Below are 19,628 nucleotides of genomic sequence, written 5' to 3'. Positions count from 1 at the left end.
GGGCCGGCCGGAACTCCCCCCGGGCGGCCTCGCCCGTCCTTGTGGCGCGCCAAGCTGTCATGAAGCTGTCATCCGCGCCGGGCGGGCTTCTTTCCGCGCCGCCCTGCCCCTATGCTGGGCCGCCGGAGGGTTGGATGCGGATATTGATCGTCGAAGACACCACGGATGTCGCCGAGGCCGCGAGCGCCAGCCTGGGCCGCGCGGGCTTTGCCTGCGACATCGCGCCGACGCTGGCGGATGCGCGCGCCTGCGCCGACATCACCGGCTATGCCGCCATCGTGCTCGACCTCAACCTGCCGGACGGCTCGGGCCGCGATTTCCTGCGCGAACGCCGCCGCGCGGGCGATCTCACCCCCGTTCTGGTGCTCACCGCGCAGTTTTCGGTCGAGGACCGGGTCGGCGCGCTCGACGAGGGCGCCGACGACTATCTCGTCAAACCCTTCGACCTGCGCGAGCTGGAGGCGCGGCTGCGCGCGCTCACCCGCCGCGAGGCGGGCCGCGCCGAGAACCGGGTGCGGCTGGGCAGCCTCGATTTCGACGCCGGCGCGCAGAGCCTGCGGGTCGGCGGCGCGGCGGTCACCGCGACCCGGCGCGAGCTGGCGCTGCTCAATCTGCTCATCGCCAATCGCGGCCGGATCATGCCCAAGGAGCGGCTGTTCGACGGGCTGTTCGGCTTCGAGAACGCCGATGTCGGCACCAACACGATCGAGCTTTACGTTGCCCGGCTGCGCAAGAAACTCAGCGGCTCGGGCGTCGTGATCGAGACGCATCGCGGGCTTGGCTACAGGCTCGATCTCGATGGCTGAGACGCGCTCGTGGTCGCTCAAGTCGCGCGTGGCGCTCGCCGTGGGGGCGGTGCTGCTTCTGGGCGGGATCGTGGTGCTCTGGGTGGCGCTGGCTTACGGCGGGCAGGCCGCGCGCGAGGCCTATGACCGGCTGCTCCTGGGGGCGGCGCGCGACATCGCCGCCGCGATCACCATCCGCGACGGCGCGGCGGTGGTCGACATGCCGGCCTCGGCCTTCCAGATGCTGGCGCTGGCGCCAGAGGACCGCATCCGCTACCGCGTCACCGGCCCGGACGGCGCGACGCTGACCGGCTCCGACGCGGCCCCCACCCCGCCGCGGCGCGACGGCGCGGGGCCGGTGTTCTACGACGGCGCGCTGGGCGCAGAGCCGGGGCGCTACGTCGCGCTGACCCGCCGCTTTGCCGAGCGCAGCTTTTCGGGGCCGGTGCAGGTCGTGGTCGGGCAGACCCTGCGCGCGCGCCATGCGCTGGCGCGCGACATCGCGGGCGGCGCGCTGGCGGTGCTGGCCGCCGCCGGGATCGCGATCGGGCTGTTCGCATGGCTCGCCACCCGCTCGGCGCTGCGCCCGCTGCACCGGCTGGGCCGGGCGCTGGCGCGGCGCGATCCGACCGATCTCACGCCGATTACCCTGCCGATGCCCGCCGAGATCGCCCCGGTGCTGGGCGCGCTCAACGGCTTCATGGGGCGGCTCGACCGGCAGGCTTCGGCCAGCCGCAACCTGATCGGCGACGCGGCGCACCAGCTGCGCACCCCCGTCGCCGCGATCCGCGCGCAGGCGCAGGACGCGCAGGAGGAGGAAGACCCCGCGCGCCGCGCCCGGCTGCTGGGCCGCATCCACGAGCGCAGCGTCGGGCTGTCGCGCCTGCTCGACCGGATGCTCGACCGCGCCATGATCATCCACCGCACCGACACCGCGCCGCGCGCCGCCGTCGATCTGCGCGACGTGGCGCTCGAGATCTACGAGGCGCTCGAGGACATGCCCGGCGGGGCGGCGATCCGGCTCGACCTGCCGCCCGCCCCGGTGGTGGTGCGCGGCGATGCGCTGTCGCTGGTGGAGGCCGGCAAGAACCTCGCCGCCAACGCGCTGGCGCATGGCGCGCCGCCGATCCGGCTCGGCATCGCGGCCGAGGGTGGCGCGGCGCGGCTGTTTGCCCGCGATTCCGGCCCCGGCCCCTCGGCGGCGATCCTCGACGGCATGGGCGCGCGCTTTGCCGCTCACGCGCCGGGCGGCGCGGGGCTCGGCCTCGCCATCGCGCGCGAGGTGGCCCAGAGCCATGGCGGCGCGCTGCGGCTCGGCCCCGGCGGTGCGGCGGACGGCTTCGAGGCGGCGCTGGTGCTGCCGCGGCTCGGCGCATGATCCGCGCGGCGTTCATCGCGCTCACGGCGCTCTTGCTGCTCGTCGCCCCCGCCCGGGCGCAGGAGCTGACCCGCGCTTTCGGCCCCGAGGCCGCGACCGGGCTTCTGCGCCTGCGCTCGACCACCGACATCTCGGTGCTGGGCCCGGTGATCGAGGCTTTTCTCGCCCGCCGCCCCGGGCTGCGCATCGCCTATGAGCAATGGGGCTCGAACGCGCTCTACGGTCTGCAATCGGCCGATTGCGCCGCCGGGCGCGCGGGCGCGGATCTGGTGATCTCCTCGGCGGTGCACCAGATGGTGGATCTCGTCAACGAAGGCTGCGCGCGGCCCTATCGCTCGGCGCTCACCGCCGCCTTGCCCGATGCGCTGATCTGGCGCGACGAGCTGTGGGGCGTCACCCGAGAGCCTGCGGTGATGGTCTACAACCGCGATCTCGTGGCTGCCGCGCAGGTGCCGCATTCGCGCTTCGACCTGCTCGACCTGCTGCGCCCGACCGAGAGCCCGTTTCGCGGCCGCGTCGCGACCTATGACATAGAGCGCTCGGGGCTCGGCTTTCTCTTCGCCTTCGCGGATTCGATGGAGGCCACGACCTTCGGCGGGTTGATGGAAAGCTTCGGGCGCTCCGGCGCCATCGCGACCTGCTGCTCGGCCGAGATCATCGACGGCGTGGCCGAGGGGCGCTACCTCGTGGCCTACAACGTGCTGGGCTCCTACGCGCTGGTGCGGGCGCGGCACGACACGCGGCTCGGCGTCATCGCGCCGCGCGATTACACGCTGGTGCTGTCGCGCGCCGCGATGATCCCGGCGGCGGCGGGCCAGCCGCGCGCGGCGGCCCAATTCGTCGATTTCCTGCTCTCGCCACAGGGCCGCGCGGCGCTGGAGGCGGCGGGGCTGGTCGTGCGGCTGGAGGGCGAGGACGGCGCGGCGCTGGAGCTTGGCGGCGCGGTCGAGACGTTGCAGCGCCCGATCGCGCTGACGCCCGCGCTCCTGATCGCGCTCGATGCGCACAAGCGCGCCCTGTTCGGCGCGCGCTGGCGCGACGCCTTTCCCGCACCGCCCCCCAAGGCGCCCTGAGCCTCAGCCGATCAGCGCCACGCCGAGCCCGAGAAACAGCGCCAGGAAGGCGGTCTGCGCCGTCAGCAGCGCGATGGCGCGCCCGCCGACATCGAGAAGCTGCCTGAGAGAGGTCTTCATCCCCACCGCCGCGATCGCGGTCAGCAACGCCCAGCGCGAGATTGCGCTCGCCGCCTCGATCGCCCAGCCGGGCAGCAGGTGCAGCGAGTTGAGCGCGGCCAGCGCGAGAAAGCCCAGCACGAAACCCGGCACCAGCGGCGGCCGCTTGCCCCCTTCGGGCGCGCCGCGGCGCATCACCAGCGCCGCGCCCAGCACGATCGGCGCCAGCATGGTGACCCGGATCAGCTTGACCAGCGTGGCGAGATCGCCCGTCTCCTCGGAGACCGAATAGCCCGCGCCCACCACCTGCGCCACGTCGTGGATCGTGCCGCCGAGGAACACGCCGGTCTGGCGCGCGTCGAAGCCCAGCATGGCGGCGAGGATCGGATAGGCGATCATAGCCAGCGTCGAGAGCATGGTGACAGAGACCACGGTGAAGATCAGGTCGCGCTCGCCCTCATCGCGCTTGGGCAGCACGCTCGAGATCGCCATCGCCGCCGAGGCGCCGCAGATCGCCACCGCGCCGCCCGACAGGAAAGCGAAGAGCCGGTCGCGCCCCGTGGCCAGCGCGACGGCCAGCGAAGCGCCGATGGTGGCGAAGACGCCGCCGATGATGAGCGCGAAGAGCCCCAGCCCCAGCTCCTGCACCATGCCGGTGCTGATCCGCACGCCCAGAAGCGCCACGCCGATCCGCAGCAGCGTGCGCGAGGAAAAGGCGATGCCGGGGGCCGAGCGCGGCTCTTCGGAGAGAAAGGCCAGCGCGATGCCCAAGAGGATCGCCATCAGCATGGCGGGCGCACCGTAATGCTCCGACAAAAACTGCGCCGCCATCGCCACCAGCGCCGCGAGGGCAAAGCCCGGAAACAGGCGGCGCGTGGTGTCGGTGTAGCGGGACAGGGCTGGGGCGGTCTGCACGGGGCGGTCTCTCCGGGGGCATGAAAACGGCCCCCGCAGGGGCCGGGATCGGGGGGTGGGACCGGGGGGCGGCGCACCGCCCCCCGGCGGTCGTCAGGGCGCGATCACTCCATGTCGGCGGCGCGGGCGGCCTCGAGCTCGCTCTCGGCCTCGGAGACGGCGGAGGTCAGCGCGTCGTAGATCTCCTGCCCGCCTTCGACATTGGCGGTGAACCAGTCATAGACCGGCTGCGCCGCCTCGGCGAAGGCGGCCTTCTCGTCCGGGCTCGGCACGTAGAGATCGCCGCCACCAGCCACGAACTCCTCATAGGCCTGGATCGACTTGCGCTTCGGCGAAGCGAAGGTCGCCTGCTGCAGCTGGTAGAAGCCGTCGACCACCACGCGCTTGAGGTCGTCGGGCAGCTCCTGGAAGGTCTGGTTCGACATCCACCACAGCGCGCCCATATAGGCGTGGCCGTCGAGGGTGACGTATTGCAGGCCCGCATCGGGGAACTTCATCGACATGATGTCGGTGATGCCGTTCTTGGAGCCCTCGACCACGCCGGTCTGCAGCGAGGTGAAGAGCTCGGGCCAGGGGATCGGGGTCGGCGAGGCGCCCAGCGCGCGCACCAGCTCCTGCGGCAGGTCGGCGACCACGGTGCGGATCTTCAGCCCCTCGATGTCCGAAGGCTGGGCGACGCGGCGCTGGGTGTTGGCGAAGTTGCGCCAGCCGCCGGTGTTGCCGATGGTCATCAGGCGGATGCTGTCGCCCGAATCCTCGAGCGCCATGTCGCGCATGGTGCGGGTGAAATCGCCCGAAAGCACGGCTTCGGCGACGCGGTCATCGGCCATCACGTAAGGCAGGTCGAGCACCTGCACGTAGGGAAACAGGCCCGAGGCCCCGCCCGAGGTCGAGATGTAGATGTCGATCGAGCCGTCGGCCACGCCCTGCAGGCATTCCGCGCCGTTCGAGCACAGCTGCGTGCCCATGAAGATCTCGACCTCGATGGCGCCGTTGGATGCCGCCTCGACATGGCTCTTGAAGACCTGCAGGCCGTCGTAATCCTCGTCGTTCTCGTTGGAGTTGGCGGTGGCGCGCAGCGTGTAGTCCTGCGCCATGGCGGGCAGCGCGGTGCCGGCCATGAGCGCGGCCAGACCGGCGGCCTTGAAGGTGTTCGTGAGCATGGTGTCCTCCCTGTTGCTCATCTTCTTGTCGTTCAGTCGGCGAAGCCCGTCAGGCGCGGGATCGTCATGGAAATCTCGGGGATGAAGGTGATCAGCATGATCACGAAGATCTCGACCGCGAGGAAGGGCAGGATCGCCCGTGAGATCGTCTCGACCTTCTCGTTCGAGACCGAGGCCGCGACGAAGAGCACCAGCCCCATCGGCGGCGTCGCCAGGCCCACGGTCAGGTTCACGCACATGATGATCGCGAAATGCACCGAGTCGACGCCCAGAGAGGTGAAGACCGGGCCGAGGATCGGGCCGAGGATGATGATCGCCGGGCCCGCATCGAGGAACATGCCCACCGCGAACAGCAGCAGGTTGATCAGGAACAGCAAGAGCAGCGGGTTCTCGGTCAGCGTCAGGATGAACTCGGCCAGAAGCTCTGGCGCGTGGGAGAGCGAGACCACCGTCTTGAACGACATCGCCGCACCGACGAGCAGCAGCACCACGGCGGAGGTGATCCCCGCCTTGGAGAGCACGTCGCCCAGCTCGGAGAATTTCAGCGTGCGCAGAACGAAGAGCCCGATGATCAGCGCATAGGCCACGGCGACGGCCGCCGCCTCGGTCGGGGTGAAGACCCCCGACAGGATGCCGCCGAGGATGATGACGGGCGTCAGCAGCGGAAAGAAGGCCTTGAGCGAGGCCTGCCCGCGCTCGCCCCATGTATGGCGGCGCGAGGCGACGGGAAAATCGTAGCGGTCGGCCATGAGCTTGACGAGCACCATCAGCCCGGTGCCCACGAGGATGCCCGGCACGATGCCCGCGAGAAACAGCGCCGCGACGCTTTCGCCCATGACATAGGCATAGATGATCATGATGCCCGAGGGCGGGATGATCGGGCCGATGACCGATGAGGCGGCGGTGATCGCGGCGGCGAAGCGGCGGGTGTAGCCCTGCTTTTCCATCGCCGGAATGAGCATCGAGCCCAGCGCCGAGGTGTCGGCCACCGCCGAGCCCGACAGCCCCGCGAAGAGCATCGAGGAGAGGATATTCACATGCGCCAGCCCGCCGCGGAAATGGCCCATGAGCGCCTGTGAGAACTCCACCAGCCGCAGCGTGATGCCGCCGCGGTTCATCAGCTCGCCCGCGAGCATGAAGAACGGGATCGCCATCAGCGGAAAGCTGTCCATGCCGTTGTAGAGGTTGCGGTAGAGGAGCGTGATGTCGCGCTCCTGCCCGTTGAGCCACAAGAGGATGCCGGGCGCGAACAAGAGGCCGAAGAAGACCGGCAGGCCGACCATCAGGAAGAACAGGAAGACCGGAAGGAACAGGACCAGCATTATTCGGCGCTCCCCAGCTCGGGGTTGCGGACCATGGGCAGCCGGTCGGCGGCCCCCAGAAGCCCCATGAAGGCGCGGATCATCAGTTCGAGATTGACGAGGATCAGCATGGCGAAGCCCACGACGAGCGACAGCATCATCCAGCTGCGCGGGATGCGGTACCAGCTGTCGAAGGAGAGCGAGGTCGGCAAATAGAGCGAGGCGGTGTCGAACCGCCCGCCGAGGCCGTTGACCTCGGACCAGCCGATGCTGAGCCCCATCACCAGCACCAGCATGGCGATCGACAAAAGGATCAGCGTCAGCGCCGAGGAGAGCCGCACCGGCAGCGCCGCGATCAGGCTGTCGATGGCGACGAAGCCGCCATGGCGCAGCGCGGTGGGCGCCATCAGCCCGGTCATCCACAGCATGCAGAAGCGCGCGGCTTCATCGGGCCAGGGCAGCGCGTTGTTGAACACGTAGCGCATGACCACCTGAAGCAGCGTCACCGCCACCATGACGGCGATGGCCACCACGCCGATCGCGCGGCCCGCGGTGCAGAGCGCCGCGTTGAGCCGCCCCAGCGGCCCCAGCACGGCCAGAACTCCTCCCATTCCTCTCCCCTTCCCTCTCGGGTGGCCGCTCCTCCCCCGGATTGCGGCCTCTTGCATCAGTCCTGCGCGAGGCGCACCGTCTTGCCCGCGTAGAAGACGAGCGGCGCGCCGTCGCGCAGCTCGCAGCGGTCCACCCGGCCGACCACGATCACGTGGTCGCCGCCCTCATGCGTGGCCTCGCGTGTGCAGTCGAACCGCGCCAGCGCGCCGGGAATGACCGGCACGCCCGCCGCGTTCAACTCCAGATCATGCGCGCCCAGCGTCCACGCATCCTTGCTGACGCCGAAGCACAGATCGGCCTGATCCGCGGCCAGCACGTGGATCACGTAATTGGTCGCATGGGCGAAATGCCCGAAGCGGCGCGAGCCCTTGTCGGGCGACCACAGCACCAGGGGCGGGTCGAGCGACAGGCTCGAAAAGCTGTTGGCGGTGATCGCCACGGGGCCGTCCTCGCCCGCCACCGTGACGATGGTGACGCCGGTGGTGAAGCGGCCGAAGGCGTCGCGCAAAAGCCGCGTGTTCTCCGCGTCCGGCACGAAGCCGGTGGTTTCGGCCGCCCCGCTCATGGCACTTCCGTGCCCAGCCCGGCCTCGTAGAGCGCGAACCAGTCCTGCCGGTCGAGCTCGACCTCGAGCGCGTCGGAGATCTTCGCGATCCGCTCGACATTGTTGGTGCCCAGCACCGGCAGGATGCCCGCCGGATGCGCCAGCAGGAAGGCCACGGCGACGGCGGCGCGGTCGACGCCCTGCGCCTTGGCGATGGCGTCGAGCCGTTCGGCCACCGGCCCCTGCCCGGTCATCAGATCGCCGCCGCCCAGCGGCGACCACGCCATCAGCGGGATGTTCCGACGCTGGTGATAGGCCAGATCGCCATTGGTGAAGGGCGCGAGTTCCTTGAGCGAGATCTCGATCTGGTTGGTCGAGAGCGGCGTCTCCATCGCCGATTCCAGCAATTCCACGTCCCAGGGGCGGAAATTCGACACGCCGACGGCGCGCACCTTGCCGGAGGCCACCAGCGCGTCGAGCGCGGCGCCGGTCTCGCGGTGATCCATCATCGGGTCGGGGCGGTGAATCAAGAGCAGGTCGAGATGCTCGGTGCCCATGTCGCGCAGGGAGGTTTCGACCGCCTGCTCGATATAGGGGCGCGAGGTGTCGTAATGCTTGATCCGCTTGTCGGCATGGCGGCCCATCGGGGCGACGATGCCGCATTTGCTGACGATCTCGATCCGGTCGCGCAGGCCGGGGTCCTCCTTGAGCGCGGCCCCCAGCACCGCCTCGGCGCCGTAGCCGCCATAGATGTCGGCCTGATCCATCGTGGTGATGCCCTGTTCGAGGCAGGCGTCGATCTTGGCGCGGACATGCGCCGCGCTCGTGTCTGCATCGTCGGCGATGCGCCACATGCCATAGACGAGGCGGCTCAGCGCGACATCCTTCGAAATCTCGATACGGTTCATCAGCGGCGGTCTCCTGCGCCCAGCGGCGTCTTCGGTGTCTGGCTCGGCACCCGGCCATAAGCTTCGGGCAGCGAACAGGTTTTCATCATCGGCAGCACGCGGGCGCCGAAATGCTCGGCCTCCTCGATATGCGGGTATCCCGACAGGATGAAGGCCCGCATGCCCATCTTCCGGTATTCTTCCAGCTTGGAGAACACCTGATCGGTCGATCCGACCAGCGCCGCGCCGCAGCCCGAGCGCGCCCGGCCCACGCCGGTCCAGAGGTTGGGCTCGATGAAGCCCTCCATGTCCGCCAATTCGCGGTTGCGCGCCTGGTGCGAGACGCCCAGCGAGGTGGCGTCGAGCGCCCGCTCGCGGATCGCGCGGCCCTCCTCGTCATCGAGCTCGGAGACGAGATGCGCTGCGTATTCGCGCGCCTCGGCCTCGGTGTCGCGGGTAATGACATGGACCCGCAGGCCGTAATCGAGCGTGCGGTCGTATTTCTCGGCCACCGAATGCACGGCGCGCATCCGCCCGGCGAGGTCCTCCTTCTTTTCCGGCCACATCAGGTAGACGTCGCAATGCTGGCCGCACAGCTCCAGCGCGGCGGGGGAATAGCCGCCGAAATAAAGGAGCGGCCCGCCCTCCTGGTAGGGCTTGGCCGGGTCGGTGGTCAGGCCCTCGAAATCATAGACCTCGCCCTTGTAGTTGATCTCGTCGCGGGTCCAGGCCTGCTTGAGGATCTCCACCACCTCGCGCGAGCGCTGGTAGCGATAGGCGCTCTCGGCCTTCTCGCCCGGAAAATCCGAGGAGATGACATTGAGCGTCAGCCGCCCCTCCAGCATGTGATCGAGCGTGGCGACCGTGCGCGCGAGCATGATCGGCTGCATCTCGCCGCAGCGGATCGCGGCCAGCATGTTGATCTTGGAGGTGATCGGCGCGCAGCCCGCGACGAAGCTTAGCGTGTCCTGCCCGACCTGGTAGGAGGAGGGGCACAGGATGTTGCGAAACCCCTGTGCCTCGGCGGTCTTCACGATCTCCGAGCAATGCGCCCATGAGGAGCGCAGATCGCCCTCGGGCTTGCCCAGAAGCCGGAAGTCATCCGAGCAGAGCGCTGCGAACCACGACACCTCGACCGCGTCGAGATCGGGCGAGGTGATGGGGACGACGGTCATGCGGTGGCTCCTCCGGGTTTCACGATTTCCACTTGCCTAGCAGCCGGGCAAATGCAAATCAATGGTGCATCAATTTTGATCGCGAGTTTCATGCCCGACACCCCCGCCGCCCTGCCGCTGCACCAGCAGATCAGCGAACTCCTGATGCGCGAGATCGCCTCGGGGCGGCTGGTCGAGGGCGAGCGGTTGCCGCCCGAGCGCGAATACGCGGCCCGTCTCGGCACCTCGGTGCGCACGCTCAGAAAGGCGCTGGCCGAGCTGTCGCAAAAGGGCATGCTGGAGCGGGTGCAGGGCTCGGGCAATTACGTGCGCCGCAACGCGCAGGCCGAGAGCGTCTATTCGATGTTCCGGCTGGAGCTGCCCGAGGGCGGCGGCCTGCCGCGCGCAGAGGTGCTCGACATCGCCCGTCTCGGCAAGCCCGCCGATCTTCCCGCCTTCGGCGACGGGGCGGAGGCCACGCGCATCCGCCGCCTGCGCCGGCTCAACGACACCATCATCGCGGTCGAGGAGATCTGGCTCGACGGGGCGGCGGGCGGGATCGACCCGGCCCGGCTCGGGGATTCGCTCTATCTCTATTACAAGACCCATCTCGGCTTCTGGATCACCCGCGCCGAGGACCGGGTCACCATCGGGGAGGTGCCCGACTGGGCGCCCGCGGCCTTCACGCTGCCCCCCGGCACCGTCACCGGATATATCGAGCGGCTGAGCTGGGCGCAGGGCCCCGCGCCGGTCGAGTTCTCGCGCACATGGTTCGACACGGCGCGCGCCCATTACGTGCAGCGCCTGATCTGAGGGAGGTCACATGACCAAGGTCACAAATTACGGACTCATCGGCTGCGGCATGATGGGACAGGAGCATCTGCGCAACATCGCGCTCTTGCCCGGCGCCCGCGTTGCCGCGATCTTCGAGCCCGACGCCGAGATGGCGATGCAGGCGCAGGCGCTGGCGCCCGAGGCGCAGCTGTGTTCCTCGGTCGTCGAGCTGATGGCGACCGAAGGGCTCGATTGTCTGCTGATCGCCAGCCCGAACTTCCGCCATCTCGAACAGATGGAGGAGATCGCCCGGCTCAACCCGCTGCCCCTCCTCGTCGAGAAGCCGCTCTTCACCGACCCGGCCGAAACCGCGCGGCTCGCCGCCTTCCGCGACAGCTACCCGGCGCCCGTCTGGGTGGCGATGGAATACCGCTACATGCCGCCCATCGCCGCCTTCCTCAAGGAAGCGCAGGCCACCACGGGCGGCATCCGAATGCTCACCATCCGCGAGCACCGCTTCCCCTTCCTGCACAAGGTCGGCGGCTGGAACCGGTTCAACCGCTATACGGGGGGCACCTTCGTCGAGAAATGCTGCCACTTCTTCGACCTGATGCGCCTCACGCTCGGGGACGAGCCGGTGCGGGTCATGGCCTCGGGCAGCCAGGCGGTGAACCACCAGGACGAGAATTACGAGGGCGTGGCGCCCGACGTGCTCGACAACGGCTATGTCATCGTCGATTTCGCCCGCGGCGGGCGGGCGATGCTGGAGTTGTGCATGTTCGCGGAAGGCGCGCGCTGGCAGGAGGAGGTGACGGCGGTCGGCCCGCAGGCGCGGATCGAGGCGCTGGTGCCGGGGCCGGGCCGGTTCTGGCCCGAGCATCTGGGCGCGCCGCCGGTGCCGCAGCTCATCGTCAGCCCGCGCGCGCCCAAGGGCCCCGAGATGCGCGAGATCCCGGTCGACCCGGCGCTGCTGGAGGCGGGCGATCACAACGGATCGACCTTCTACCAGCATGCGCGCTTTCTCGAACTGGTGCGCGGCCAGCGCGGCCGCCCGGAGGTGACGCTCGAGGATGGCTGGGCCGCCGTGGCGATGGGGATCGCCGCGCAGATGTCGATCCGCGAGGGCCGCGCCGTCTCGATGGAGGAAACCGGGCTGATGCCCGCCCGCCTGCGCGCCGCCTGAAGGCCATTCCACGAAGACACGGCGCGGAAATATTCGCGCGCCCGGGGGGCCGACCGCTTGTCGCCCCCCTGCCCCTCACCCATGTCTCCGCCGAGCCGGTCGACCGGCCATGGACAGTGATGGGGACATCCCGATGGAAATGTGGTTGGCGCTGATCGCGGGGCTGGTGCTTCTCGTGCTCGGTGGTGAGTTTCTGGTGCGCGGCGCGGTGCGCGTGGCCGAGCGGCTGGGCGTCTCGCCGCTGGTGATCGGCCTGACGCTGGTGGGCTTCGGCACCTCGACGCCCGAGCTGGTGACCTCGGTGCAGGCGGCGCTCTCGGGCGTGCCGGGCATCGCCTATGGCAACGTCGTGGGCTCCAACATCGCCAACCTGCTGCTCATTCTCGGTGCCGCCGCGCTGATCACGCCGATCGCCGTGGGCTCGGCGGCGCTCAGGCGCGATGGCGGGGTGATGGTGGCGGTGACGCTGGCCTTTGCCGCGCTGGGCGCGCTCGTGCCGCTGGGCGTGGCCATCGGCGCGGGCTTCGTCGTGGCGCTGGCGCTCTACATCTACATGGCCTTTCGGCAGGAAAGCCGCGGCGCGCTGCGCGAGAAGGCCGATGCGCTGTCGGAGGCCGATCCGGCGCTTGCCGCCCATGGCGGCCCGGCCTTGCCCGTCTCGCTCGCCATCGCGCTGGGCGGCCTCGCGCTTGTGGTCGGCGGCGGCTACCTGCTGGTCGACGGCGCGACCGCCCTGGCGCGCGCCTTCGGCATCTCCGAGACGGTGATCGGCCTCACGGTCGTGGCCATCGGCACCTCGCTGCCCGAGCTGGTGACCTCGGTGATGGCGGCGCTCCGCAAGCAGGCCGACATGGCCTTCGGCAACATCATCGGCTCCAACATCTACAACATCCTCGGCATCGCGGGCACGACGGCGCTGGTCTCTCCCGGCCGGGTGCCGGCCGAGATCCTGGGCTTCGACAATTACGTGATGATCGCCGCCGCGCTGGCGGTGGTGGGCCTCGCCTGGACCGGCTTCAGGATCTCGCGGCGCGAGGGCGCGCTGCTGCTCGCGGGCTACGTCCTTTATCTCTGGGCGCTCTGGCCCTGAGGCTCAGCGCAGCGCGTAGCCATGCCTGAGCCGCAGGCGCAGCAGCCGGGTGGCGAGGTCCTGCGCCTCGCGCATCGAGCCCGAGCCTGCGATGCGGCTGCGCCCGCGCCCGCCGATCCGGCCCCAGCGCACCACCAGCGCGGCCTGCGCGAAGAGATCGGGCTCGAGGCTGATCTCGTAGAAGCGGTAGCAGTTGCGCCGCGCGTCGATCTTCTCGAGATGGATTTCCATGGGCCGCGCCTCTCGTGCTGCGATGCCCTTCATAAAAAGCGCCCGCCCCCTGCATGGCAAGGGGCGGGCAACGCGGGGCCGCGGGTCGGCCGGGGTCAGACCGCCATGCCGGGCTTCAGCACGACCTTGGTCCAGTCGTTCTGATTTTCCTTGAAGTTGTGATAGCCGCGCGGCGCCTCCTCGAGCGGCAGGCGGTGCGAGATCATGAAGGTGGTGTCGATCTCGCCCTCCTGGATCCGGCGCATGAGGTCGTGGGTGTAGCGCTGCACATGGGTCTGGCCGGTGCGAAGCTGCAGCCCCTTCTCCATCAGCGCGCCCAAGGGAAACTTGTCGGCGAAACCGCCATAGACGCCGGGCATGGAGATGCGCCCGCCCTTGCGGCAGGCCATGATCGCCATGCGCAGCGCATGCGGCGCATCCGCCCCCATCCCGACCTTCTGCTTGACGCTGTCGAGGATGTTGTCGGGCGCGAAGCCGTGGCTTTCCATGCCAACCGCGTCGATCACCGCGTCGGGGCCGATGCCGCCGGTCATCTCCATCAGCGCCTCCAGCACATGGGTCTGGCTGTAGTCGATCACCTTCGCGCCCATTTGCCGCGCCAGCTCCAGACGGCGCGGGTGATGGTCGATGGCGATCACCTGATGCGCCCCCATGATCCGCGCCGACTGCACCGCGAAGAGCCCGACCGGGCCGCAGCCCCAGACCGCGACCGTGTCGCCCGCGGTGATCTCGGCGTTCTCGGCCGCCATCCAGCCGGTGGGCAGGATATCCGACAGGAACAGCACCTCGTCATCCTCCATCCCCTCGGGCACGACGATGGGGCCGACATCGGAAAACGGCACGCGGACATATTCCGCCTGCCCGCCCGGATAGCCGCCGGTGAGGTGGCTGTAGCCGAACAGCCCCGAGACGGGATGGCCGAACAGCGGCTCGGTCAGCTCCTGCTTTTCGGCGGGGTTGGAGTTGTCGCAGGCCGAGAACTGCTGGATCTTGCAGTGAAAGCACTGGCCGCAGGAGATGGTGAAGGGCACGACGACGCGCTGGCCCTTCTTCAGTGTGGAGCCGGAGCCCACATCGACGACCCGGCCCATGAACTCATGACCGAGAATGTCGCCCTTCTGCACGGCGGGGATGACGCCGTCATAAAGATGCAGATCCGAGCCGCAGATCGCGGTCGAGGTCACCTCGATGATCGCGTCGCGCGGGTTGACGATCTCGGGGTCGGGCACGGTGTCGACGCGGACGTCGTGGCTGCCGTGGAATGTGAGTGCGCGCATCTGTCTGGCCCCCTTCAGCCGTCGTTGCGGTTGCGGTTGGTGGCGATCTCGCCGGTCTCCAGGAGCATCTTCAGCCGCTTGAGGTCGCGGCGCGCCTGAAGGCCGGGCTCGGCCTGGAACATCTTGGCAAGGATGCGCCCCAGCTCGCCCATCGGCGGGCGGTAGGCGATCACCGCCTCGACCACGGTGCCGCGCCCCTCGGGGGCGTCGCGGAACATCACCTTGCCCTCGGTGTCGATGTCGCTCTCCTCGGTGGAGCGCCAGGCGATCTCCTCGCCGGGGCGGTCCTGCACGATGCGGGTGACCACCTCGACCGCGTGGCCCATCGGCGCGGCAATGGTCCAGCGCGAGAGATCCCCCGCCTCGTGCACGCTCTCGACGTTTTCCATGAAGCGCGCGAGGTTCGAAAAATCGCGCCAGAAGGCGTAGATCTCCTGCCGGGGCTTGTTGATGGTCACGCTGCGGCCGGTGACGGCATAGCGGCCATGGCGGCTTTGGCGCGCGGTGCGGCCCGGCGCGCTGTCGGCGGGGCGGCGCTCCTGCTGGCGGCCGGCATAGCGCTGCGCGGCCAGCCCGCCGAGCAGCATCAGCCCGATGCCGGCCGCCAGCGCCGCACCGCCGGGATAGGGCGCGCGCCGGTCGCGCCGGGCGCGGTGCATCGCGCGGTCGTCTTCAAAGGTCCTGTAGGTCATCTCGGGGCTTGCCTCCTCGACGGTTGAACGCGCCGGGCCCTGTGCCGCACGGCGCGGGTGTCGAGGAGCGAACCGCGTATCGGGGGCGAAGTTCCGGCCCGATCCCGGACCTGCGCGAGGCGCCGCCGGTTCAGTCGAGCCCGAACAGCACGCCGCCGAGGCTCAGCGAGCGGTCGAAGCGCCCCTCGCGCAGGAATTCCAGCACCTGCGCCATCACCAGCGGGTTGTTCATCATGAAGGTGTGGCTCACCGGCAGGACGATATGGTCGGCGGCCCCCTCAAGCCGGGTCGAGGCGACCGAGACCTTGCCGTCATCCGGCCCCTCGATCAGCCCCGAGAAGACCGGGTTGAGCGAGGCATCGCCCGCGATGATGCCGACCTCGTAGGAGGGCAGCGGCTCGAGCCGGTTGGGCAGGCTGGCGGGATCGGTGCCGAGCTGCAGCCCGGCGGGACCGTTGATCCATTCGAAGGGCTCGAAGGCGCCGAACACATCGACCAGCTCGGAGCCCTTGTTGGGCGGGGCGAGCATGACGACCCGGCCCATCTTCTCCGGGCGGTGATCGGTGAGCCAGAGCCGCGCGAGGATGCCGCCCATCGAATGGGTGACGAAATGCACGCGGCGGTCGCCGCAGGCGGCCACGTCGTCCGGCACCGCCTCGACCAGATCCTCGATCCGCGCCTCGGTCGAGGGGTAGCCGCGGTTGACCACCTTGTAGCCATTGGCCTCGACCACCTCGGCCATCGGCGCCAGGGAGAGATCGGTGCGCGCCAGCCCGTGCAGGAACACGACGCAATCCTCCGCCGCCTCGGGCGCGGCGCGAAGGCAGCCCGCGAGCAGGGCAAGACAGGTGGCGAGCAGGATCAGCGGGCGTGTCATGGCGCATATCTAGGCGGCGCGGCCCCGCCGGACAGGCCAGGCTTGCGCCTGATCGCGCGCCCGGGCCATTGTCGCGCCATGAGCACCCCCGTCCGCCTTGCCGTGCGCGCGATCCTGATGCGCGAGAGCCGCCTGCTTCTGGTCAATGCCTACAAGGGCCGAGACGATCTGTGGTGCGCGCCGGGCGGCGGGGTCGAGCCGCATGCCTCGCTGCCCGACAACCTCGCGCGCGAGCTGCGCGAGGAATGCGGGCTCAAGATCGCGGTCGGCGCGCCTTGCCTCGTCAACGAGTTCCACCATGCGCGGCGCGGCTTTCACCAGGTCGATCTCTATTTCCGCTGCGAGATCCTCTCGGGCGATCCTTGCGGCGACTGGACCGACCCCGAGGGCATCGTCAGCCACCGCCGCTGGGTCACGCGGGGCGAGATGGCGGCGCTGCGCGTCAAGCCCGACAGCCTCGCCGCCGTGGCGTGGCAGGACCGGGACGCGCCGGGCTACGATCCGCTGGAGCCGATCATCCTCTAGAGCGCGAAGAACAGCGCCGTCATCACCAGCCCGACACCGGTGATGCCGAGCCGCAGGTGATCCATGCGGATGCGCTTGGCGCCGCGCGCGCCCAGGTAACCGCCGATCGTCGTCGCCACCGCCACGATCAGCGCCGCGTCCCATTCGATCAGCCCGGCGGCGGCATAGGCCACGGCCGAGACCAGCGACAGCACCGCCGAGAGCAGCACCTTGATGCCGTTCATGCCGTGCAGGTTCACGAAGCCGATCAGCCCCAGCATCGCAAGAAGCAGGATGCCGAGGCCGCCGTTGAAATAGCCGCCATAGATCGACACGGCGAGCACCAGCGCCCCCGAGAGCGTCGGCCCCGCCGAACCGAAGCCGCGCGCCTGCACGAAGGCGAGCATGCGCGGGCCGGCGGCGAAGAGCAGGGTCGCGACCAGAAGCAGCCACGGCACCAGCCCGTCGAACACCTCGCCCGGCGTCACCAAGAGGAGCCCCGCGCCGATCAGCCCGCCCAGCGCCCCCAGCGCGATGATCGCGCGCAGCCCGAGCGTGCCCTCCGCCGCGACATCGCCGCGATACCCCCAGGCCGAGCTGGCATAGCCGGGCAGCGCGCCGAGGGTGGAGGTGGCGTTGGCCGCGATCGGCGGCACACCGAGCCAGACCAGCGCCGGGAAGGTCAGGAAGGTGCCGCCCCCCGCCACGGCGTTGAGCGCGCCGGCGAGAACACCCGAGATGGTGAGCGTGACGATGAACAGCATGGGCCTCCCCCCTCGGCCCGCACCGGGCCGGCAAGAAATGACCCGCACCGGGCCGGCAAGAAATGACCCGCACCGGGCCGGCAAGCAATGGCCCGGATGATCGGGCCGCCAATCCATGCCGTGCGCATGCACCGGGGGCAAGGGCGTTTGCGCAAACGAAAAAAAGGGGGCTCCGAAGAGCCCCCTTTCCCGTAACGATCGGTGGGATCGCGGCAGATTACATCATGCCGCCCATGCCACCCATGCCGCCCATGCCGCCCATGTCGGCGCCGGCGCCCGCGCCGTCGTCCTTCTTGGGCTTGTCGGCGATCATCGCCTCGGTGGTGATCAGCAGGCCGGCGACGGACGCCGCGTCCTCGAGGGCCGTGCGGGTCACCTTGGCCGGGTCGATCACGCCGAACTTGAACATGTCGCCATATTCCTCGGTCTGCGCGTTGAAGCCGAAGGTCAGGTCGGTCGATTCGCGGACCTTGCCGGCCACCACGGCGCCGTCGACACCGGCGTTCTCGGCGATCTGGCGCAGCGGCGCTTCGAGCGCGCGGCGGACGATGGCGATGCCCGCGTCCTGATCGGAGTTCTCGCCTGCGAGACCTTCGAGCGACTTGCCGGCCTGCACGAGGGCGACACCGCCGCCGACGATCACGCCTTCCTGCACCGCGGCGCGGGTCGCGTTGAGCGCGTCGTCGACGCGGTCCTTGCGCTCCTTCACCTCGACCTCGGTCATGCCGCCGACGCGGATGACGGCGACGCCACCGGCGAGCTTGGCCACACGCTCCTGCAGCTTCTCGCGGTCGTAATCCGAGGTGGTGTCCTCGATCTGGGTGCGGATCTGGGCGACGCGCGCCTCGATCTCGGCCTTGTCACCGGCACCGTCGACGATGGTGGTCTCGTCCTTGGTGATGGTGATCTTCTTGGCGGTGCCGAGCATGTCCATGGTGACGTTCTCGAGCTTCATGCCGAGATCTTCCGAGATCACCTGGCCGCCGGTCAGGATCGCGATGTCCTGCAGCATAGCCTTGCGACGGTCGCCGAAGCCCGGCGCCTTGACGGCGGCGATCTTCAGGCCGCCACGCAGCTTGTTGACGACGAGCGTGGCGAGAGCCTCGCCCTCGACGTCCTCGGCGATGATGAGGAGCGGCTTCTGCGACTGGATGACCTGCTCGAGCAGCGGCACCATCGGCTGCAGCGAGGAGAGCTTCTTCTCGTGCAGCAGGATCATGCAGTCTTCGAGCTCGGCGACCATCTTGTCGGGGTTGGTCGCGAAGTAGGGGCTGAGATAGCCGCGGTCGAACTGCATGCCCTCGACGACTTCGGTCTCGGTCTCGAGGCCCTTGTTCTCCTCGACGGTGATGACACCCTCGTTGCCGACCTTCTGCATCGCGTCGGCGATCTGGCGGCCGATCGAGGCTTCGCCATTGGCCGAGATGGTGCCGACCTGGGCGACTTCGTCGCTGTCGTTGACGGGACGCGCGGCGGCCTTGATCGCCTCGACGACCTTGGCGGTGGCGAGGTCGATGCCGCGCTTGAGGTCCATCGGGTTCATGCCGGCGGCGACCGACTTCAGGCCGTCCTTGACGATGGCCTGGGCCAGAACGGTGGCGGTGGTGGTGCCGTCGCCCGCCTCGTCATTGGTGCGGGAAGCGACTTCCTTCACCATCTGCGCGCCCATGTTCTCGAACTTGTCCTCGAGCTCGATCTCCTTGGCGACGGTGACGCCGTCCTTGGTGATGCGCGGCGCGCCGAAGGATTTGTCGATGACGACGTTGCGGCCCTTGGGGCCGAGGGTCACCTTGACCGCGTTGGCGAGCGTGTTGACGCCCTTGAGCATGCGGTTGCGGGCATCGGTGTCGAACTTGACGTCCTTGGAAGCCATGTGAGTGCTCCTTGATCTGAATTCAGGGGTGGAAGGTCAGGCGAGGTCTCAGGCGATGGTGCCGAGAATGTCGCTTTCCTTCATGATCAGCAGGTCTTCGCCATCGACGGTGACCTCGGTGCCGGACCACTTGCCGAACAGGACGCGGTCGCCTTCCTTGACGGCCATCGCGATCAGTTCGCCATTGTCCTTGCGGGCGCCGTCGCCACAGGCGATCACTTCGCCCTCGGCCGGCTTTTCCTTGGCGTTGTCGGGGATGATCAGACCGCCCTTGGTCTTCTCTTCGCCTTCGACGCGACGCACCAGAACCCGGTCGTGAAGCGGTTTGAATGCCATCTCTGCAGCTCCTCAGCAGTATATGTGTTCTCATGCCCCGCTCGGGGGCATTAGCACTCGCCCTTGGTGAGTGCCAACGACCGCAGAGGTAAGCAGCGCTCACGGAGCTGTCAAGC

The 19,628-nt window shown here is 69.2% G+C and carries 21 protein-coding genes; 7 read left to right on the top strand and 14 right to left on the bottom strand.

All coding sequences use genetic code 11. From position 1 onward, the window contains the following. Positions 1–134: 134 nt before the first annotated feature. From CJ301_RS10675 to CJ301_RS10665, 3 genes are read left to right on the top strand one after another with little or no spacing between them, the layout of a single operon-like run. Complete coding sequence (locus CJ301_RS10675; protein ID WP_099277160.1) at positions 135–806, top strand: response regulator; 672 nt, start codon at positions 135–137, stop codon at positions 804–806. After that, positions 799–2,163: a sensor histidine kinase gene (locus CJ301_RS10670; RefSeq protein WP_099277158.1), complete on the top strand. Its 1,365-nt coding sequence runs from the start codon at positions 799–801 to the stop codon at positions 2,161–2,163. Before CJ301_RS10675 ends, CJ301_RS10670 begins: the two co-directional genes overlap by 8 nt. Beyond that, positions 2,160–3,236: an ABC transporter substrate-binding protein gene (locus CJ301_RS10665; RefSeq protein WP_099277156.1), complete on the top strand. Its 1,077-nt coding sequence runs from the start codon at positions 2,160–2,162 to the stop codon at positions 3,234–3,236. Before CJ301_RS10670 ends, CJ301_RS10665 begins: the two co-directional genes overlap by 4 nt. A gap of 3 nt (positions 3,237–3,239) precedes the next feature. Here the strand turns inward: CJ301_RS10665 and CJ301_RS10660 are convergent, their stop codons facing one another. The 7 genes from CJ301_RS10660 to CJ301_RS10630 form a co-directional block, all read right to left on the bottom strand. Next, a complete protein-coding gene (locus tag CJ301_RS10660) occupies positions 3,240–4,250 on the bottom strand; it encodes a YeiH family protein (RefSeq protein WP_254050126.1) in 1,011 nt (336 codons plus the stop codon). 104 nt (positions 4,251–4,354) lie between these two features. After that, on the bottom strand, positions 4,355–5,413 hold the full coding sequence (locus CJ301_RS10655; RefSeq protein WP_099277154.1) for a TRAP transporter substrate-binding protein: 1,059 nt from the start codon (positions 5,411–5,413) through the stop codon (positions 4,355–4,357). 32 nt (positions 5,414–5,445) lie between these two features. Next, positions 5,446–6,735, bottom strand: coding sequence for a TRAP transporter large permease (locus CJ301_RS10650; RefSeq protein ID WP_099277152.1), 1,290 nt, complete (start codon positions 6,733–6,735; stop codon positions 5,446–5,448). After that, positions 6,735–7,325 carry a TRAP transporter small permease gene (locus CJ301_RS10645; protein ID WP_099277150.1) on the bottom strand — a complete coding sequence of 197 codons (591 nt, stop codon included), beginning with the start codon at positions 7,323–7,325 and terminating at the stop codon, positions 6,735–6,737. The genes CJ301_RS10650 and CJ301_RS10645 overlap by 1 nt, the downstream gene beginning before the upstream one ends. A gap of 56 nt (positions 7,326–7,381) precedes the next feature. Then, entirely contained in the window at positions 7,382–7,891 is a 510-nt protein-coding gene (locus CJ301_RS10640; RefSeq protein ID WP_099277148.1) for a flavin reductase family protein, read from the bottom strand. Further along, on the bottom strand, positions 7,888–8,778 hold the full coding sequence (locus CJ301_RS10635; protein ID WP_099277146.1) for an aldo/keto reductase: 891 nt from the start codon (positions 8,776–8,778) through the stop codon (positions 7,888–7,890). The genes CJ301_RS10640 and CJ301_RS10635 overlap by 4 nt, the downstream gene beginning before the upstream one ends. Next, positions 8,778–9,932 (bottom strand): LLM class flavin-dependent oxidoreductase, encoded by a 1,155-nt coding sequence (locus CJ301_RS10630; RefSeq protein ID WP_099277144.1) that lies wholly within the window; start codon positions 9,930–9,932, stop codon positions 8,778–8,780. Before CJ301_RS10630 ends, CJ301_RS10635 begins: the two co-directional genes overlap by 1 nt. Before the next feature lie 90 nt (positions 9,933–10,022). Between CJ301_RS10630 and CJ301_RS10625 the strand changes: the two genes are divergently transcribed. The 3 genes from CJ301_RS10625 (at position 10,023) to CJ301_RS10615 (ending at position 12,958) form a co-directional block, all read left to right on the top strand. Then, entirely contained in the window at positions 10,023–10,724 is a 702-nt protein-coding gene (locus CJ301_RS10625) for a GntR family transcriptional regulator (RefSeq protein ID WP_099277142.1), read from the top strand. 10 nt (positions 10,725–10,734) lie between these two features. After that, positions 10,735–11,868, top strand: a complete 1,134-nt coding sequence (locus CJ301_RS10620; protein ID WP_099277140.1) for a Gfo/Idh/MocA family protein — start codon at positions 10,735–10,737, stop codon at positions 11,866–11,868. Positions 11,869–12,001: 133 nt separating this feature from the next. Then, a complete protein-coding gene (locus CJ301_RS10615; protein ID WP_099277138.1) occupies positions 12,002–12,958 on the top strand; it encodes a calcium/sodium antiporter in 957 nt (318 codons plus the stop codon). A 3-nt stretch (positions 12,959–12,961) separates the two neighbouring features. Here CJ301_RS10615 and CJ301_RS10610 read toward each other — a convergent pair whose 3' ends face one another. The 4 genes from CJ301_RS10610 to CJ301_RS10595 all read right to left on the bottom strand — a co-directional run bounded on the left by CJ301_RS10610 (position 12,962) and on the right by CJ301_RS10595 (position 16,035). Next, entirely contained in the window at positions 12,962–13,189 is a 228-nt protein-coding gene (locus tag CJ301_RS10610; RefSeq protein ID WP_099277136.1) for a WGR domain-containing protein, read from the bottom strand. A 95-nt stretch (positions 13,190–13,284) separates the two neighbouring features. Continuing rightward, entirely contained in the window at positions 13,285–14,466 is a 1,182-nt protein-coding gene (locus tag CJ301_RS10605; RefSeq protein ID WP_099277134.1) for a zinc-dependent alcohol dehydrogenase, read from the bottom strand. 14 nt (positions 14,467–14,480) lie between these two features. Beyond that, positions 14,481–15,158: an SRPBCC family protein gene (locus CJ301_RS10600; protein WP_099277132.1), complete on the bottom strand. Its 678-nt coding sequence runs from the start codon at positions 15,156–15,158 to the stop codon at positions 14,481–14,483. Positions 15,159–15,288: 130 nt separating this feature from the next. Continuing rightward, on the bottom strand, positions 15,289–16,035 hold the full coding sequence (locus CJ301_RS10595; protein ID WP_099277130.1) for an alpha/beta fold hydrolase: 747 nt from the start codon (positions 16,033–16,035) through the stop codon (positions 15,289–15,291). A 78-nt stretch (positions 16,036–16,113) separates the two neighbouring features. Here CJ301_RS10595 and CJ301_RS10590 point away from each other — a divergent pair, with 78 nt between their 5' ends. Continuing rightward, a complete protein-coding gene (locus tag CJ301_RS10590) occupies positions 16,114–16,560 on the top strand; it encodes an NUDIX domain-containing protein (protein ID WP_099277200.1) in 447 nt (148 codons plus the stop codon). Here the strand turns inward: CJ301_RS10590 and CJ301_RS10585 are convergent. From CJ301_RS10585 to groES, 3 genes are all read right to left on the bottom strand, one after another. Next, a complete protein-coding gene (locus tag CJ301_RS10585; protein ID WP_099277128.1) occupies positions 16,557–17,303 on the bottom strand; it encodes a sulfite exporter TauE/SafE family protein in 747 nt (248 codons plus the stop codon). The genes CJ301_RS10590 and CJ301_RS10585 overlap by 4 nt on opposite strands. Before the next feature lie 217 nt (positions 17,304–17,520). Then, entirely contained in the window at positions 17,521–19,176 is a 1,656-nt protein-coding gene (gene groL, locus CJ301_RS10580) for a chaperonin GroEL (RefSeq protein ID WP_099277126.1), read from the bottom strand. A 48-nt stretch (positions 19,177–19,224) separates the two neighbouring features. Further along, complete coding sequence (gene groES / locus CJ301_RS10575) at positions 19,225–19,512, bottom strand: co-chaperone GroES (protein ID WP_099277124.1); 288 nt, start codon at positions 19,510–19,512, stop codon at positions 19,225–19,227. Positions 19,513–19,628: the final 116 nt, after the last annotated feature.

This window comes from Limimaricola cinnabarinus (assembly GCF_002723615.1).
In the GTDB taxonomy this organism is placed as follows: domain Bacteria; phylum Pseudomonadota; class Alphaproteobacteria; order Rhodobacterales; family Rhodobacteraceae; genus Limimaricola; species Limimaricola cinnabarinus_B.
Note: the sequence above shows the minus strand (reverse complement) of the source record. Positions and strands in the feature narration are given on the sequence as shown.